The following is a 17,847-nucleotide window of genomic DNA, read 5'->3' as shown; positions in this document are numbered from 1 at the left end:
GTCTTAGGCACCTCGTAGGCCGGAACGACGCGGGTTTCTAGAGCGATCGCCCGCATGGGTGTCTGATCGGCAACGGTGGCGTGGACACCCACCCCGTGGCCCACGGCAAACTCCACCTGCTTGCGGTAGAGCATCTTCATGTCCTGCTCTTCGGCGTAGAAGAGGGGGTCGAGCTTGTGATCGGCGTGGCGAACAGGGGCGCGTTTGATAAAAATTTCGGGGTCGCTGGCATCTCCAGACTTGACCTTTAGCTCAGGCTGAAACAGCCAGCTTTGGTCAGGGTTAGTTTCGTATTCAGTCTGACCGTTGACTAAAAACAGACTGACAATCCAGTCGTTGTCTTGCCGTCGGATCTGCCCCCGGACAAACACACCATAGTCGGGGTGGATTTGCCAGTCTTCTAAGGGGCCAGGCTGGAGAGGAATGGGCTGAGACTGACTACGAATGGGGATGCGCTTCCAGACCGTTTTGGCATTGCCCGCTTCGGTGGTGAGGGTCTGACTGCGATCGCGCTCGTACTGTCCCCACCCGGCTGTCACCTGAATGGTCTTCGCCTCCCCACTGACACAGAAGGTCAGGCCCAGGGACGAGGGGAACATGCTCTCAGCCACAGCATTACCGGCTTCGGTGCTGCCATCTTCTGCGGTGTCGTTACCGGCAATGGGGAGGCCATCCCGCTGCTCGGGGCCTTCATCGACGGTGCCAGGGCGTCCTGTGAGATCTTGGGCTGAGTCAGTGGCAGTGGTGGCGGCATCCTGGCGTTTGCGGCGGTGGAGGGGGGCAACTAGACCGACCAAGTAGCGATCGCTCACCCGCCCTTCGTCAATTTCCTCGTACTCGCCTCCAGCCGGGCCGAGTAAATCCTTGAGAATGCGCTCCTCTAGCTGCTGGCGAATCTCAAAGGACGTTGCGGTTTTGAGCACGCGATCGTCATCCTGACTGACCTTGTCTTCAGGGGAATTGTCTGCCTCGTCTTCGGTCGTATAGAAACCGCTTTCTTCCACTGGATCAGGAACTTCTGGCGAGTCTGGGGCTGCTCCAGACTGTTCCCAAACTTCTGGCTGCTGGGCCTGAGGCTTTTTTTGAGCAGACTTTTGGGGCTTAGGCAACGCTGGACGCTGGTTGAAGTAGGCGATGATGTCTTGGATGATGGTGTCGGCGATCGCCCCCTCAAAGCCTAGCGCCTCGGCATCATCCGACGGATCGAGCCCATCGAGTAGAACCGACAGCGCTGCTGTCGGGGCAGAAATGACAGCGCTCCAGTCGAGCTGAGCCGTACGTTCTCGCAACTGCTGGTTAATCGCTTTCAAGTCGAGATCGCCAGGAAGCACAGATGGAAGCTTGATGACCGTCATGCTGTCGTCTTACCTAAATTCCAGAGCGATTCGTCAAAGCCTTGCAGCAAAACCGAGGGTTTCTTTTCAGGGACTACCACCAGTAAAGCCCGCATGGCGCGGGTCATGCCCACAAACAGAGTACGCCGTTCGCGAGTGAGAATTTCCTGGGCAGCTTCTTCGGGGGTGGCTTTGGGTATGTAGGGGAAACGACTGCCGATGAAACCAGCGATCGCCACAATCGGAAATTCCAGTCCCTTAGCCGCCTTCAGCGTCAGCACCTTAACGCCGGTCTTGGTCAGGTCTAGCTCTTTGCTGCCCATGAAGGTCGCTTCGAGGCCCAAATAGCTGAGCTGCCCGGCGATGTCTTTCCCAGAGCGCTCGCTGGGGGTGAGGATGGCGCAGGCGTCGATGCCTAGGCGAAACTCTCTGGCGGCCATACGGCAAAACTGGGCCAGGAGCTGCCCTTCTGCGGCGGTGTCTGCCACCGCTCGCACCGCTGGGGGTGGGCCGTAGTTAATGTACTGGCGCTCAATGGGTTCGTCGTCGAGGAGGCCGACCTGGAGATAGCCGTGGGCGGCTTCGTCAATTTCGCGGGTGGTGCGGTGGTTTGTGCGCAGGATGCCGGTGCGGCCTACGAACTTGAGGTCGCTGTGAACATCGCCCCACCGGAAGCTGCTGCCGTAGATGGACTGGTTGGCATCGGCGGTGATAAATAGCCGGTTGGGGGCTTTACAGAGCTGCACCAAAAAGCGCAGGGTGTTTGGCGGTAAATCCTGGGCTTCATCCACAATCACGGCATCGTAGACGGGTGGGTTCTCCAGGGTGCGCAGCAGGTCTGCGCCTCGGCTGTGGAGCTGTTCCCAAGTTTCTAACCCCTGGGCGGCGAGGTGCTGGTTAATGTGTTCCCGTAAATGCCAGATTGCCTGCCGCTGCACCCGATTCAGGGGCACCATGCGCCCGGCCCGTGAGGTGGCCTGGTACTCTTCCAGGGTGGTTAGCTCCCGACTCTCGATAATGCTGCCGATTTCTTCAAGCAAGTAATCGGGGGTTAGCCGCTCCAGGATGAGTTTCTGAGCCTTCTGCTGGAGCGGATTGCCAGGTAAGGATGCCATCACAGCATCCATCACCTTTGCCAGAATTTGCTTCAGATCTCGGTCATCGACAATGTTTGGTTTTCCAGTCGCACTACGAACTAAAGCCCCAATCTTCTTATCGGCAGTTTTGACTTCCACATGGCGCAGGTCATCGCCCAGAAGCTGCTTTAACAGTTGCTGGCTGAAGGTGACCAGGGCATTGGTGTAGGTGGTGAAGAGAATACGGGGAGACTCGACCCCGGCAGCTTTGAGCTGGTGGAGAATTTCGCGGGTGCGGTAGAGGGCGACGGTGCTTTTGCCGGTGCCGGGGCCACCTTTGAGCAGGGTGGGGCCTTTGGCATTGGCGGCCCAGGTAACAAATTTTTCTTGCTCAGGGTTGAGCTTGAGCAAGAAGCCCAGCAGGTCGCCTTCTTTGAATCGTAATAGGTCGGCGGTGTCTTGGGCGATGAAGTCCGGCTGTTGAAGCACTTCCACTAAGGGGCGCTCAAACAGGTATTCGTCGAGTTTGAGGATGATGTCGTCGGGGATGCCGGGGCAATCGAATAGGGTCTCGCGGTCTTGAATCGGGAGTAGGCGGGGGTGGCAGACTTCGGGGATGCGCAGGCGCTTCAGCAGGTCGGCGGTGATGGGTTCTGGCAGAGGGGTTTTAGGAGCTGCTTGAGGCGCAAAGATTTTTTCCCAGTTGGGCTGTTGGGGTTGGCTAACGCCGGTTAAGTCGGGGTCTAGCCCGCCCAAGAACTCTGCATCGATATCGTCGTCGTAGGTGTCGTCGTCGCGTTTGCGGAGGGCGAGCAGGCTGACGTAGGGGTGCTCGAAGGTGTAGAAGATGCGGTAGCGCCCAGCCCGCAGGCGGTGGAGCTTGCCACCCATATGTTTGAGCTGCTTTTTAACTTTGGCGTCGGGGGTAGGGTCTTGCAGCAGCAGGTTGATTTTTTCGAGTACCTGGTGGCTTTCTTTGGGCGGTAGCCCCATCCATTCGGTCATGAAGGAGGGCTTTTGGGTGATGAGCCAGGTATCTGCCATGAAATTTTAGGGCCGTGTTGGTAGAAAGCCTCGATCAGGCCGTCGGTTGCCATTGTGCTTAAGGTTCCCAGTGGTGGAGCTAAACCCCTAGTTTTCTTTATCTAGCCTTTAACTGAGGGTTTAGCGCGATCGCTCAAGTAAAGGAGACGCCATCGGATTCGGAAAGCCCCATCATCTCAGCGTAGTCCTCGGAGGTGACTAACGTTGGGTCTTCGTCATCGTCGAGTTCGTAGTCTTCGTCATCTTCATAGGCTTCGACAGCGGCGCGAAGGAAGCGATCGCACAACCACTGCGCCACTTTGTCAAAATCTCTGTCGGCGTCTAAAAACAGCACGCCCACCACGGCTTCGAACATCTCCCCCCAGGTGCCGAATTCTTCCTCAGGCGGTTTACGGTTCTTGCGATTCCAGGAGGAGCTGAAGTCAGGTAGACCCAGCTCAATGGCAAAGTCAGTGAGAGAGAGGCGATCGGCGATCGCCTTCCGGTAGTCATCTAACTCCTCTCGCTCAAATTCTCGGCCAGTGCCATACAGGTAGTCGGCTAGGATGGTGTCGATTAGCGCATCGCCCATGAAAGCCAGGGTGCGGTATTTGCGTTTGATGCGATCTTGTTCTGCCCTAGGGAGATTCATCTCATTGAGGGTGCAGGGATCGGTGAGGGCAATTTCAAGCAGGTCGTCACTGTGGAAGCCGGGAAATGCGATCGCACGCTTAGCCTCTTCGCATTTGATATTTCTGCTGGGCATCGCTATGAGTCCTGGGTATAAAGTCGATAAACGCTGGAATCAGCAAATCGGTAGTCTGTGGCGCTGAGTAGTTGTTGTAAGGGTTCCCGCTGAGGCAAGAAACCGCCAACGGCCTTAAACCCTAGCTGATAGGCCAGATTGGGCATGTCGTTGAGTGCTACCTGTAGCCCAGAGGCCGTACCACCTAGCCAGCCGATCCAAAGGGTGCCGTCAGGGCTTTCCATGTAGCTACGGATGAATAGGCTGACCAGGATAGCGCCCTCGAAACAGCCCCAGACCCAGCCTTGGGCAAGGCGCTGGGCAAGGTTGGCAGGGGTGATGGATTGCCATTTTGCGCCACGAGCGACAAAGAGACGATCGCGCTCTTCAGCGACAAAACTATTAATGGCGGCCCAGGCGCGATCGCAGTCATCTTCCCCCAGCAGCCGCAAGGCTGTAGGCGCACCATTGCTGGCAGCGGCACGGTGGACGGCAAAGTCGTCCAGGGGGCTGAAGCCCCAGTGCTGCATAAAGGGGTGCATGGAGGCATTGGTAAGGCTGACGCAGGTACGTAGGGCGGTGAGGCCTAGGGACTGGGATAGGGACAGGGTGGACTGGGTGAGCTGGTGGCCAATGCCCTGGCGGCGAAAGTCGCGATCGACCCGCAGCGCTTCCCACCAGCCTTCGGTGGCAGAGAGTTGCACGAGGCGGGTCATGCCGACGGGCTGGCCATCGCGATCGGCGACCAAGATGTGGCCGGTGGGGTCGGCGAACCAGACATCCCATACATCGGGGATGTAGTCGGCTTCGTCGTCCCAGGTGTGCTGGCAAAAGGCGAGAATCGGCGCTTTGTCGCTGGTTTGGGCAGGGCGGATGTGGCGGCTGTCTAGAGGAATAATTGTCACCACCTTTGTAAACTTTTGAGCCCTAAGCTTCTACAAAAATAACGCCCGAGGCAAGCTGCACCTGCTCAAAGGTACTGCCTTCGCGTTTTTCCTGAATGCTCTTGAGTTTTACCTCTAGCTCTCGGGTCACCTTTCTAAGCTGCCCCTCTGTCGCAGGAATAATTTGAGTCTTACCGGCCTCCCTAAATCGCTGAATACGTTCCTTTAGCTCGCCCTGCTTGCGCTCAGCGAAGGATCGGGCACTCCGCTCCTGAACATCGCAGCGATTCTGATTTTCGACGTCGAACTCCTCAAGGGCTTTGCCAAAGTTATCTTCAAGAACATCCTCGCACTGCTGGTGCAAGGCTAGAACTCGGTCAGTATCATCAATAAAGTTCTGAGCATTTGACTTAGGATGGCCCTGCTGCATGATCGCTGTTAGCACCGCTTCCGAGACTTGATCGGAGAGCAAATCACCATCGCTAAATCGGGCTACTTTATAGGCAATTTGGCTCTCGGTTTTGAGCCCGGTGAACGTCCAGCGGTGGGCGGCATAAACATAGAGACCAGGGGGTAGCCCTATCGTTTGGTCATCAATCCGAGTTGCAGAAACAGGATGGAGTTTCTGCGCTGCCGTTTCGTAGCGGTGGCGAATCCAAAGGATGAGGGGATGGGTGGCGTCGAGCAACTCATTGCGCTTACCCATGGTGCCCGCAATTTTAGGGTCGAAAAAGCAGCTAACAGGAGTACTTGAAATATGAAGCTTAGTTGGGGTTGCACAGCGATGCTGATTGAGAAATAGTTGGAGGTCAACCTTGGCATCTTCAGAGAGCGTTATCTCATAGAGATGATCTTGCCCTGATTTTGGAGCAATCACGGTGCCGGGGTAATACCGCGAAAAACAATCCTCGACAAAAGCGCGAACTTCCTCGGGTTGTAGCCAGCGCCCTTGATCTCGACTATCGGTGATGGAGCGTAAAATATGATCTGAGAAAGCCAACATATTAATAGCTTCTGTTTCCAGCTCATCTTGCAAGGTGCGCTCTTTCAAAAGCGCCATCACCGTTTGTTGGGCTCTTTGTTCCTGTTCTTCTTCAGTAAGGTTAGCGTCAAACAGCTGCACCAGCAGCTGTTCGGTCATTTCTCCCAAAATATTTTCCAGATCGCCAACGCTTTCTTGGAAAATATTGATTCGCTCATAGAGTCGCTCTAGAATTTTTTCTTCTACTGTATCAACCAAGCTAAAGTTAATAATAGAGATACGATCTGCTTTTTGTCCTAAGCGATCAAGGCGACCAATTCTTTGCTCAACCTTCATTGGATTCCAGGGCAAATCATAGTTCACCAAGAAACGGCAGTGTTGAAGGTCGATCCCTTCGCTACCTACTTCAGAGGATAACAAGACTGAGGGGCCGTGATCCTCACGAAAGGCTTTGACCACATCCCATTTAGAGTCTCCCATGTCTCCCATAATCAAGCTAGTGAAAACACCATCAGCTTCTAGTCGTCGCTGCAAGTATTTGAGCGTTCCTCTGAAATAGGCAAAAATCACAAACTTTTCGTTTTTGTTTTTTTGCAGCTCATTTTTCAAAAACTTTTGCAGCTCTCGATATTTGCCGTCCTGCTGCTCTAGCTTACTGATATTGCTCCTGCTTAGCAGTGGCGAGCCAAGGCCATGGGATAACTCGGTAGATGTTTCATCTCCTGATTCAGATGAGATGCCAAAGTCTTCCCAGAGGGATTCATTGACTAAATCGTCTAATACTCCATCTTGAAGCCAAGATTCTAGTGCGGCTACCATACAGCTTGCCATCTGGCGCTGACGGGAGATTAGTCTAAATACCGATACGCCGCGCTTACCTTTGGTTTGCTGTTTAATCTGCCCAGTTATGTGATCGTAAATTTCTTTTTCTAATGGTGAAAATCTAACGGTTAGGGTCTGTGGCTCTCGCTGCACTCGGTTGGGTATAACATCGCGCTTTCGGCTTCGGGTAATGTACTGTCCCAGTAACGATACCTTTTCGAGCTTGTAGCCTAAATCAACCCGCTGCTCTTCATTCAGGTCTTCTGTCTCTAGCAAAGCTTCGCGCACAAACTGGAGCAGGCGATTATCAGTCAGATACTGTGATGCTATGGCTGTTTCAAGCTCAGCCTTGGCTTGTTTGATCTTGGGTGGGTTAGTCCACAGAAATCGTAAAGCGCGAATAATGGGATTATTCGCTTCGAGCATATTGTCAAAAACCATCTCATCAAAGAAATCATCAGGGCTGATAATTTGGAGAAGTTGGTATAAGTTTGTGCTGTGAACCTGAACAGGGGTAGCAGTTAGCAGTACAAGATGGCGTGAGGCATCGCGGATCAGGCGGCTAATGCGGTTGCTGGCGGTACTGGAATTTCTCAGATAGTGAGCTTCGTCAAAAATGGCTAGGTCAAAGATGCCAAAGTCGTTGGTGGCAGGGTTGGCATCCAGCAGTCTAGCCAACTCTGCTCGGGAGTTAGTCACCGTTTGTTCTTCCCAGTTACGGCCTGGGCGTAGCCCCTCTAGACTAGCGATACAGGCAAACGGCTGAGCTTTCTGAGTCTCTAAGCAGGCTCTAGCCCTGCTAAGCAGTTCCTTAGCATCGACAATATCAGCGAAGATGTTAAATCGCTGACGGAGATCATCTTGCCACTTTTGGCGCAGCATAGCTGGGCAGACAATCAGTAGTCGTCTAGCGTCGGCGCGAGCCTGGAGTTCTTTCCAGATGTACATGGCCTCAATGGTTTTACCCAGGCCAACCTCATCGGCAATCAGTAGCCGACCGACGGGTGAGTTGAGAAACTTGAGTATCGGCTTGAACTGGTGAGCATAGAAGTCAGTTTGGCTGGCCTCCATGCTGTAGAAAATATTGGTTAGCTGACCCTTGATTTTCTCAAAGGTAAGGATGCGTCTGAGATCGTCTGGGCCACCAAATCGCTTTTGCTTGAGGAGTGAGCCAATGCTGTCATCATCACCACAGAGTTCAAGTAGGTTCTCCGGTTTATAAACCTTTTCATTTGGCCCAAACTGAACCTGCACTAAGAGGCGTGTCCCAGCCTGACGAACCCTTCCAGTGGTGAGCCCTCGCTGCCCTGGGTTCGACCGTATTCTGACCTCTTGGCCCGCTATTTCAGGGTTCCAACCGCCAGTAGATTCAGATGGTATGTTTTGATTCGACATGATATGTGAGCTGGACTTCAAACCACTGAACGGCGGCGTAGTTCTACGTCACATCCTTCATATCGTCATGCCTTGTCTCACGGTCGGGCCAGCGCAATGATGGATTTTCATTAGACTCAACTTCACTGGGGAGCCGAATTTCAGGGCCTTCCCATGCGGGAATACAAAGTCCATAGGCCACTGCGAAGCGGTGAAATTCTCTAGGATCTAAACCATTTGTTGATAGCTTATCAGGCACTGGAATGCGTCTAATTCGGTAGGGAGGAACTCCAGAATTTATATGATTAAAATCTCTATGGGTTACCTCTACTGTGCCCTGAAGAAATGGATTGTGACCGCCTCCTCCGCCAACGAAGACATCCAGTTGATCGCCTAGCTCATCTCTAGCGACTAATCGACGGTTAGCCTTATGCTTTTCTTTACCCCCAATCACAACAGTACCCACAAGTTGCTTAATGTGGTGCCGGGTTTGGCTCCCATTGATATCGTTATGCAAATCATGTTCTGCCTCTAACTGCCAGTTTAGAAGCGCTTGACGAACAGCCACTGGGGTCGTCTGTAATTCTGAAGCGGTCTGTTGGGTAAAGGCAGTAACCCCTAAAGGGCGCACCTGACCTATATAAAAGTCTAATTTGAGCTCACCTTCTTCCCGCCAGAATCGGAAGGCGGTGCCATCTAGGGTGCCATCGCCAAAATCGAAAAAGGTGTAAAACTTTCCATCTTTGACCTCACGAGAGCTAAGGAATGACCAGAGGGCGGCTGTAATCTCAGGGTTTGCAAAACAATCCAGAGGCATGTCTTCGTTTTGCTGTATCCACTGACGCAAGTAGGTGCCGAGCTGGTTTAGGGAGTTGATGGTTAGTGACTGCTGAGATGATGGAGTATTCACCAACAACCATGCCAGCGAGAGTACTCGTTGAAAACGAGCCAAAGCAGGAGAGTCGCAGTATTCTACCGGAACGCCGGTATTCAGACTCCAGCGGGTGGTCTGGTTGATAAATAAATCAGCCCGGTTTTGCTGAATCCATTCTTGAGCACGAGTGATCACGGTGCTGAGGAAGTAAGCGCAGATATTTTCTACGGTTTCTGGATCATCGAGTTCAGGAACTTGGTCTAGACGCCATTCGGCCTTCTCGGGCAGGTCGAGATGAGCTAGGCGCATTTTGATAAACTCTATTGTTTTCTGAATGGGCTGCTTGCTCTCAGCCCACTCGGTAGCTGTGAGACCCGTTAGTAAGGTGCCGTCATTTAAGATAGCGACTTTGGTACAGAGCAGAGCCTGTTCTAGGTCTGCCTCGTCCGTTTTTGTAAAGGTGACGATTTCTGAACGATCGCTGGCTAGATCTCGAAAACAGACCTTGGTAAACCCAGTACCGAAGTCGATGCCCAGGTTGATTTCGAGGGTAAAGTCTTGCGCCGATGGTAGCTGAGGAGGAACCCACTGAAAATCGCTAGAGGGCTGATCACCAGCAGGGGGCTCTACAGTCTCTTGAGGTGCTGGAGGAAAGTCTCTAAAGAGCGCTTCCAACCGAGCAACGTCGCGGCGGAGCTGGGTGAAGTCTGCTCTGAGCTGGTTGAGGTCGGTGTTGAGCTGCGCGATGGGTAGAGACCAGCCATCTACAACAGGCTGCTGCTCTGGCGGCAGTTGCTCTAGCGCCTGTAAGCGATTCTCAAGGTTGAGAGCTTCGAGGGCCGCTAAGGATTGCTGTAGCCGGTGCAGTTCTGCACTGACGGATTCTAGGCTAGAGCGGGTGGCCTGCTGAGCTACGCTTTGCCGCAAACCTTGGATGTCATCAGTAAGCGCCTGAATAAGCCGTGAGCTGTCTTCTCTGAGGGCTTGTCGGTCGTTGTCTTGGGGTGAGTCGGCTGCTGGTTGCTCGGGTAGCGACCTGAGACGCTGCTCGATAAGTTTATTGCGCTGGCTGAGGCGATCAAAGTGCTGCCCAACCTGGGTTGTGGTTTGGGTTAGCCGTTGCTCGATTTGATGTTCCCACTGGCGGCGGCTGGCGAGGTTTAGAGCAGCCGCTACTGACAGAGGGGCGACACCGTAGATGACCTGCCGGGTGGCGACTGCCGCGATCGCACCCGCGACTGAGGCTGAGACAGCGGCATATTCCGCGTAGCGCAGGAGTCGTTGGCGATTCAGCGGCATAGGATATTGAGGTGGTAGGTCATTGCGGCAATCGGGAACAGGGCACTACGTGATTGTTCCCATTCCATTGTTATTCAGTGTCAAAAGGCGGTCTCAGGAATCCCTGTAACCCTCGTAACAAATAACTGGCTGTACAGAGAGGCTATCCCAGTGAATCGCAGAGGGGAAAGTGTTGCTGGCCTAGATCAGCTTGCCGCAGAGCCCATAGTGGCAGGTGCCTCGCTAAGAGGGTGATAGCTCGGGCTTGAAAAGGGTTCAAAGCCTTCTAGCCATGGCGCAGTGAGGTTACATAGCAGGCGAAACTGGAGCGGCGTCGGTGATGGGTTGACCCGCTCAACCTTGGCTTTCACCTGTTCTGGGAAGCTAGAGACGAGTTCGTAAAGGTCTTGTGCCAGGTAGCGAGGGCAGTAGCCAACCTGATGCCGGTCTTCGGTACGTAGCACTAGGGCACGGGAGTCGAAGGGATTTTGCAGGTCGTGCATCAGCCACAAGGGTGTGTCGGGCGGCAGGGTTTGGACATGCTGCTGTTCGGCCTCTGGGAAATGGCGCAGGCCATGGGTGAAAAAATGGATGTGGTAGTTGCCGTCGGCCTCTTGCTCTGGGCAGGGGAAGACTTCAAAGTTGTCGGTTTTGCGCTTGCCGCCGCTGCGGGCTAGTAGGGCGATCGGGTCGTCTTGGTGCTCGGGGATGTTGAGCCACTGGATAAAGTCTTTGTACTCTGGGCGGGAGGAGCGGAGAAGCCGATTGGCAAAGAGCGGGAATAGGTCGCTAGAGACATAGCTATAGTCAAACTGGGGAAAGGACAGAATGGGTTCAAACCCGGCTTGCTCTCTAGCCTCCAAGGCCCCTTGTAGATAGCTAAAGCGGTACAACCCATGCTCATGGGTAAGCTGCCCCACGGGAAACCAGGTGCGGGAGTTGGGGTCTTGCCAAGCTAGAAACAGGGTTTTCAAGTCAGTTCCTCTCGCAAACGCAGCAGTCTGCTTCTATTAATGTCGAGCATTTGGTGCGCAAATTCTAGGGCAAATGGGGAGATTCGGCTTTGAGGGATCCTTTGCAGCAGCGTTTCAATCTGCCCAGGAGATATTTTGGCCAACTGGTCTAACCATAGGGCTGCCGACCTGGCATAGTCACGGGCTACGGCAGCAAATACATCGAACGTTAACAGGGGCTTACTGTCTCCCTCTTGCCGGAAAAAGGCAGAACGAGACTTCTTGGCATAGGCTTGTACGGTTTTTTGGGCGAGGCGTTGCTGCCGCCTTGTATCTAGTAGCTCTCGGCCTAGGCAGGCGGCATGGTCGTAGGTGGGCGCTAGCTTGGGGATGCCTCCTGGCAAGGGCACAACGAAGCCCCAGTTTTCGTGGTGCCGATCGCCGTTGCCGATCCAAGCATCGAGCAGGAGGTAGCCAATGAATGTGGCAACGGCGTTATCAATGCCAGGAGGCGGCTCCCAGTTTGGGGGCAGTTGGATACCGGATTGGCTAACGGCTCTAAGAACTAACGACAGGGTGTGTTGGGATACGTTATAGCTTTCGTGCTGGGGATAGCTGGATACCAGCCCAGACAGAATCTCGTTGCCATGAACGAGGGCAGTCTTGTCGGGCAGGAGGTTGGGGGAAATGGTGCCTAGTTGCCCGTCCCAGATGGCTAGTTCGTAGGTGGCGTGAGGCAAGCCCAGGAGTCGGCAGAGTTCGGCAGCAACTTTTTCTGACCAGTCTTCGCCGGTATTGGGTCGAGACCGTTTGAACAGACAATCACCAAGATTGGTGTCGTTGTACCAGAATTTACTCTTGCTCCCCATGGCTTCTTCTGCACGGGCGGCATCGGTAGGGACTTCAATGATGGGGAAGCGATCGCTCATCACAGCAGACTACTCTCATCCTTGAGGCTGGTACAACACCCACCTAGGGCTCTTTACAGGTTGGTGCTAGTCCATAACCCTACATGTAATATTTGTACTTTGGCTCAGGCGCTTGGTCTGTTGGAATTTCGCGGAGAATCTCACTGACTTGTCTTGAGAATCGCAAATCAATGGGAGATGAACCTGAAAAATCCGCCGTGTTGAAATTCATTTTTGTTAAGAGCAAAATTTCCTTTTTGATCTGAGAATCAGAAGCATCACCGATGTGGTCAGCGACCTGCAGAGGAGAAGGGACATGACCATGCGGATATCCTCCTAACTCAGGAATATAGCCGGTGGTGTAGAGATAGGAAATTTCCCCCACATTAAAGCTGGCACCTCGCAAGGGTGGATACTGCCCAGCCCTAATCAATCGAACGTCGTTTGAGATACGCAGGGAAACCAAGTCGTATTCTTCAACGCCAGAAACGCACAGCGCTTTTTCAAAGCCTGATCGCTCTTCTAGCTCAAATCGAGAGCTTTTATGGATGACAACCCGGCGGGGAAGTTGTCGTCGTTCGCTTCGGTAGCGCTCAAGTACCATTTTCAACAACTCATGAGCCATTTCTTCAGATAAATGTGGAGATTGGCCGTCTTGATGGCTATCCCAATGAAACGTCGGGCCACGGAGAACTAGCCCTTCCCCGTTCTCATCAAAAGCTTGCACGACACTACTTCGCAGAGTATTGACGCTACCAAGTGGTCTGAAGAAGCTAATTCCAATGAAGCAAGTGCTTGGCGTCAGGCCAACAGGAGACCAGGGCAGTCCTTCAACCTTAAAATAGAGACCGGTAAAGAGATTCCAGGCAATACGAGAGGGGTGATCAAGTTGTCGCCGAGAATCAACGAGGCCTATCGTAGTTTCATGAAGGATCTGTGTCGGTTTATGAAACATCATCGCTAACGCTTTGAATGCTCGTCGCAGATCTCGATGAATGGAGATTTTGTTAACTCGATAGTCTAAAACTCGACACTTTCTAAAAACATCGTTTGGTGGAACAAAGACAATGTAGTCGAGGGGATAATCTCTCTGCGTAAGCAGTTCTAGCTTAGTTTGCAGAATGCCAAGAAGCCTTTCGAAGCGATCCTTGTGACTCTTGATATTCAGGACTTCAAGAATTTCTTTTCTAGTAATTGCTTCAAAGAGGTTTTCATCCATGCGGAGTTCGCAGCGAAAACCTCGATCATGCTTGCATCCAGGAAATGAAATCTGCCCAATACCTCCAGCAACGCCATCAGTCAGATCTCCATAGAATTTCCTGGCCGCAACCATACCTTCGCCAGTGCCAATGAAGCCAATATGGACTTCTTGCTTATGGCGACTAGTGCCGAGCGATCGAGGGCCATAGAGAGCAATACCAATTTTGGGATCGCTATGTTCTCTGTCACCAGCGAAGAGAAGTTTTGGCTCATCAAAAAATTGGGCAGAAAGTTGAGGAGCATTCAATTCGAGCGGTTTAATCTTGCTCACCACTGTATTAATTTATTCCTCATCATTAATGTGACCATCCTCCTCATCGTCCAGATCTTTATAGTAGCTGTCTTCACCTTCAAGCGCCTGGAGGTATTCGCCATAGCTGAATAGATCATGGGTGGCGACCTGATTCTTAAACGGCTTCGTATCTTCAATAACTCCGGGCCACTCAATATTGAAGGACAGGAGCTGTGATGTATCGATGATGGCTGACTGGTTGCCAAAGTTAAGGAGAATTTGAGGCTTGCCTTGACTAAGGTAGTCTCGCCAAAAGTGAACCTCCCCCAAGTAAAGATCGTTATACATGCGAGCTTTAATACTTGTTGCGCGACGACCAATTTGCTTTGGAGGAAGCGGCGTAGATCCATCTGATGTAAAGTGGCGTTCGGGGCGTAAGCTCAAGCACCATTGCAATGGTGCTACTTCATAAAACTTGAGCGCACTTGCAAAATGGATCCAAAAACCTTTAGTCTCCCCAGTTGCTTTGTTTTTCGCTGGCCATGCGACCTTTCGCTTAGACTGCTTTTGATTTAAAGGCCGATAGAGAACGCTTCGCTCCTTCTTTTCTTTGCCAGCTGGAAAGAAATAACGATGATGGTTAGGATCATATCGAATTTCCAGTCGAGCGGTAAATTTGTAGAGCGCACGATTCAATAGAGTTTGATACCGTCGTTTTCCCTCTGCGGAATTCCATAGTGTTTGAGTCTGTATCTGCTGGATATCCCGATTAGACGTCACTAAATGGAATGGGTTTCCAGCTTCTCTTAGATCATGAAAGGTATAGAGACGGCCTTCTTTCAGGAGGAAAGGAGCTAGTTCCCAAGGATCAGCCGGATAGCAAATCTGCTCTTTGACCTGATTTTCCTGACGATCGCTGTAGTCAGTAGGGGCCGAAAACACTACAGCGGGAAGATGGGAAACTGCAACAAGGCTACTGTGTAAGCTATCTTGAATGAAACTAGCTGTAGTCTCAGGAGATTTTGACTGATTGAGTTCAGAGCTTCTTGTTTCGTGAGCTTTTTTCATTTCCCGTAAAACGGGAATGCTATATGTATTCAACTGGGAGTCAATCAGTTTGTGATGATCGCCACAGAGCAAAATCAAATTAGTATGCTTATTGCGCTCATCTTCAGGAAAGTTAGGGTCTCCCCGTGGGCCACCAGGCTCATAGGCAACGATGTGAGCAATTTCACCTGTAACAACAGGATCGTCTAAAGCTGTTCCTTCCTGAACCAGCGATTTTCCACAGTTTGGAAACGCACATACTCTTCCTGATTGCAGACATAGTAGTTTGATTTCCTTATCTGAAATCCTTTTGCGACTCACGGATGAGGCCACCTGTAGTTGAATATGGAGAGGAGTGATTAAAAATGGCTATCATCCCAATTATGACTTCCTTAGCAAACAGAGCCTCGTGTGTTACCCTTGCTTTGCCTAATGTCTAGCCTCAATATAAGCGCTTAGCTTTTTGCCATTTCATCTAAGTTGTTTTTGGTATCTCCGTCAGGGTTACTTCTCAGATACGGATCTCCAACCTTGGGATGAACGGCATGGGCATTTTCAACTTTGCCTTGGTCAGCCATACCGACCGCCTTATCTACAGGCGTAAAGTTTTGATTGCCTTCAAGCAGGACGTGGCTGATATTGCCATCTTTATCGCTTCTCGCATCAACGATTTTACGTGCGTTAGTCATAGGTGACCTCCTAGTAAGAGCAAGGACTTTTCAAGAACTTGTGTACCATGCTAGTCAAGGATTCGCAAAAGGCGCTATATACACATATTAATTTTTATTAAGCGCTACATGTAGGGCTACCCCTTGCTAGTTGGTCGCGAATCTACGCAGTCGAAGACGTTTACTGCTTTTCTGGGGAGAGCTGCTGCCGCAGGTGATCGAAGAGGGCTTGTTCGAGAGTTGCGATGCTCTGCATCGTGGGTATCTCGATGGGGGTGGTTTTAGCTTAAAACAGTTCGCCTTGGGTGGCGGGGTCGTCGCCGAAGAGGGTGCCTTGGGTGGTGTATTTGCCGGAGGAGTCTGCGACTGAGGCGGGTTTGCTTTTTGCCTTTTTACTTTTGCCTTTGGCTTTTTTCTTGTCGTGTAACCCTTGGGCGACTTCTTCGGCGTAGCGGTGGTGGTTGAGGGCGAGGAGGCGATCGAGCACTTCGCGGCGGGCCTCTTCGCTGATGGTGAAGCGGAGGCCTTGTTTGGTGTCGTGGAAGTCGTGGTTGAGGGGGAGGTCATGCCAGCCGTAGGCGGCGGCGACGGCGGTATCCATTTGGATGTGGAGATCACGAAGGGTTTGGATGTCGGGGTCGGTGCAGGTGGGGTCGTGAAAGTGGTTGTAGGTTTTGGTGAGCCCTTCTTGGCGGGTTTGCATGATTGCTTGGCGATGGGTGTAGTAGGTTTCGCCAATTTGTTCTAGGGTGTCGGTGCGATCGGGGAAGGGGAAGGTTTCAAAGCAGTCGGAGGGGGTGTAGCGAATATCCGTCCTCATACTGGAAGCATGATATGTCAGCCATTCTGTATGAACCATTCCTTGTAAAAGTGCAAAAGCACTGTTGTCCTCAAAGTTGAATACAACTGTTGCTTCTGACATCACTATATCTGTTGGGACAAAAGCAATAGAGTTAATGTTTGCGACACGGCTACGAGCTAAAACCCGATCGCACTCCGCGATTGCCTCATAAAGTGCTATTGTTTGTCTCGCAAATTGCCACCATCTTTTCTTTCGATCTAGCGCCGTTGCATTGTTTGTTAACTTATCTCGCTCAGGTTTAACCCTTTCTTGAATAATATCCAAACAATCAGGATAATCCGCCGCATAGGGTGGGCCTTTTGGCTTCTTGGGATCATCATGGTCGGCATCCAAGGGCCAATCTTGAAAATTGATTACCCAGCGGTTGGGAGACTGATCCGAGTTGCTGTTCAGATCTTGGCCGTTGAGATATGGAAAGAGCACATCCTTATTTTTGGGATCTTTAGAAACCAACGCATGGACTTCCTTTGCTTCCAGCACAAAGCCCATACCCAAAACATAGGAACCGATATACGATTTCCCTTCATTCGCCACTAATTTATAGGGCTTACCCAATGCCTTCCCCGGCACAGTCAAAAAAGCAGTGATACCGTCCACCGAATTTTCATTCAACACAAACTTTTGCTGCCAGTCCCCTTTATACAGCCACACATAGGCCACCTCTAGCGCTGCCGTCCCCGGCCAGGGGCGACTGGGCACCGCGCGGGGGATCGTGTAGCCCTGGGCTACCAGTTGATCAAGCCCCACTTCGCGGGTATCTCCCTGGGCAATCGTATTGGTTGCCACCAAGCCAAAATTGCCTTCTTTGGTCAGCAAATTTCCCGCATTTAAGAAGAAGTAGGAACAGAGATCGGCGCTGCCCCGTTGGCCTTTAGCGATATAGTCCACCAAGAAGTTGCGGTAGTCGGTGCCTACGGTGCCGGTGATTTTTTGCCCACCTTGAAACGGGGGATTGCCCACAATGGCGGAGAAGCCAGGGGTTTGTAGGATGGGCCTCTGGCCTGTCCCTGCCTGGATAGCCAAGATGGCTGTCCCACAAGAGTCATCCTCCTTCAAAAACACCTCGGGAAACTCCAACGCCCAATGAAACGGCTCCCTGGTTGGCTGCCCCTCCGGCTTGCCAGCATTCAGCATCCGCTGGGCCTTCTCCCTTATCTGCCGCAGCTTGTTTTCCCGCTGTTGCTCATCCGGCTCCTCCAGGGCATCCGTCACCAGCCCCGATAGCACCCCCAAGTCTTCCACCTTCTGGTTCCCCGTCTTACCCGCCTGGGCCAGGGCCTCGCCCTTAGTGGTGCAGAAAACTTAGGGCAGTCTCACCATGAGAATGTGAGGACCTTAGCGAACTCAATGCGACAGTCTAGGGCGTCTCGCTTGCATTGAGAGGCGCAAGCGGGCGGTGGATTGCCCTTAGGCAAGGCTTGGAGGATGGGCAAGGGCAAACGCTCGTAGCAAAGCCGAGCCAGTTCCCGCAAACCGAGTTGCAGAAAACTCAAGCCCCGGTCGCCATGCCAATCCAGACGACTCC

General features: G+C 52.3%; 11 protein-coding genes and 2 pseudogenes. All 13 read right to left on the bottom strand.

Annotated features, from left to right (window positions below; all coding sequences use genetic code 11):
- Window positions 1-1,355 (bottom strand): annotated as a pseudogene (locus tag IQ273_RS17990) (helicase); the annotation flags it as partial.
- Window positions 1,352-3,454 carry a UvrD-helicase domain-containing protein gene (locus tag IQ273_RS17985; protein ID WP_194024545.1) on the bottom strand — a complete coding sequence of 701 codons (2,103 nt, stop codon included), beginning with the start codon at window positions 3,452-3,454 and terminating at the stop codon, window positions 1,352-1,354. The gene IQ273_RS17985 and the pseudogene IQ273_RS17990, both read right to left, overlap by 4 nt.
- Before the next feature lie 133 nt (window positions 3,455-3,587).
- Entirely contained in the window at window positions 3,588-4,199 is a 612-nt protein-coding gene (locus IQ273_RS17980) for a ribonuclease III domain-containing protein (protein WP_194024544.1), read from the bottom strand.
- 2 nt (window positions 4,200-4,201) lie between these two features.
- Complete coding sequence (locus IQ273_RS17975) at window positions 4,202-5,083, bottom strand: GNAT family N-acetyltransferase (protein WP_194024543.1); 882 nt, start codon at window positions 5,081-5,083, stop codon at window positions 4,202-4,204.
- A 22-nt stretch (window positions 5,084-5,105) separates the two neighbouring features.
- Window positions 5,106-8,261 (bottom strand): SNF2-related protein, encoded by a 3,156-nt coding sequence (locus tag IQ273_RS17970; RefSeq protein ID WP_194024542.1) that lies wholly within the window; start codon window positions 8,259-8,261, stop codon window positions 5,106-5,108.
- A gap of 43 nt (window positions 8,262-8,304) precedes the next feature.
- On the bottom strand, window positions 8,305-10,413 hold the full coding sequence (locus IQ273_RS17965) for a hypothetical protein (RefSeq protein ID WP_194024541.1): 2,109 nt from the start codon (window positions 10,411-10,413) through the stop codon (window positions 8,305-8,307).
- A 185-nt stretch (window positions 10,414-10,598) separates the two neighbouring features.
- A complete protein-coding gene (locus IQ273_RS17960; RefSeq protein WP_194024540.1) occupies window positions 10,599-11,366 on the bottom strand; it encodes an HIRAN domain-containing protein in 768 nt (255 codons plus the stop codon).
- Entirely contained in the window at window positions 11,363-12,274 is a 912-nt protein-coding gene (locus IQ273_RS17955; RefSeq protein ID WP_194024539.1) for a HipA-like protein, read from the bottom strand. Before IQ273_RS17955 ends, IQ273_RS17960 begins: the two co-directional genes overlap by 4 nt.
- A gap of 79 nt (window positions 12,275-12,353) precedes the next feature.
- Window positions 12,354-13,784: a hypothetical protein gene (locus IQ273_RS17950; RefSeq protein WP_194024538.1), complete on the bottom strand. Its 1,431-nt coding sequence runs from the start codon at window positions 13,782-13,784 to the stop codon at window positions 12,354-12,356.
- A 12-nt stretch (window positions 13,785-13,796) separates the two neighbouring features.
- Entirely contained in the window at window positions 13,797-15,113 is a 1,317-nt protein-coding gene (locus IQ273_RS17945) for an HNH endonuclease (RefSeq protein ID WP_194024537.1), read from the bottom strand.
- A gap of 134 nt (window positions 15,114-15,247) precedes the next feature.
- Entirely contained in the window at window positions 15,248-15,481 is a 234-nt protein-coding gene (locus IQ273_RS17940; RefSeq protein WP_194024536.1) for a DUF3892 domain-containing protein, read from the bottom strand.
- A gap of 265 nt (window positions 15,482-15,746) precedes the next feature.
- Window positions 15,747-17,564 (bottom strand): Eco57I restriction-modification methylase domain-containing protein, encoded by a 1,818-nt coding sequence (locus tag IQ273_RS17935; protein ID WP_194024535.1) that lies wholly within the window; start codon window positions 17,562-17,564, stop codon window positions 15,747-15,749.
- Window positions 17,565-17,635: 71 nt separating this feature from the next.
- Window positions 17,636-17,847, bottom strand: a pseudogene (locus IQ273_RS33790) (IS4 family transposase); the annotation flags it as partial.

It is taken from the genome of Nodosilinea sp. LEGE 07298, from assembly GCF_015207265.1.
Classification (GTDB): domain Bacteria; phylum Cyanobacteriota; class Cyanobacteriia; order Phormidesmidales; family Phormidesmidaceae; genus Nodosilinea.
The sequence above is the reverse complement of the archived record's forward strand: the minus strand, read 5'-3'. Positions and strand labels throughout refer to the sequence as shown.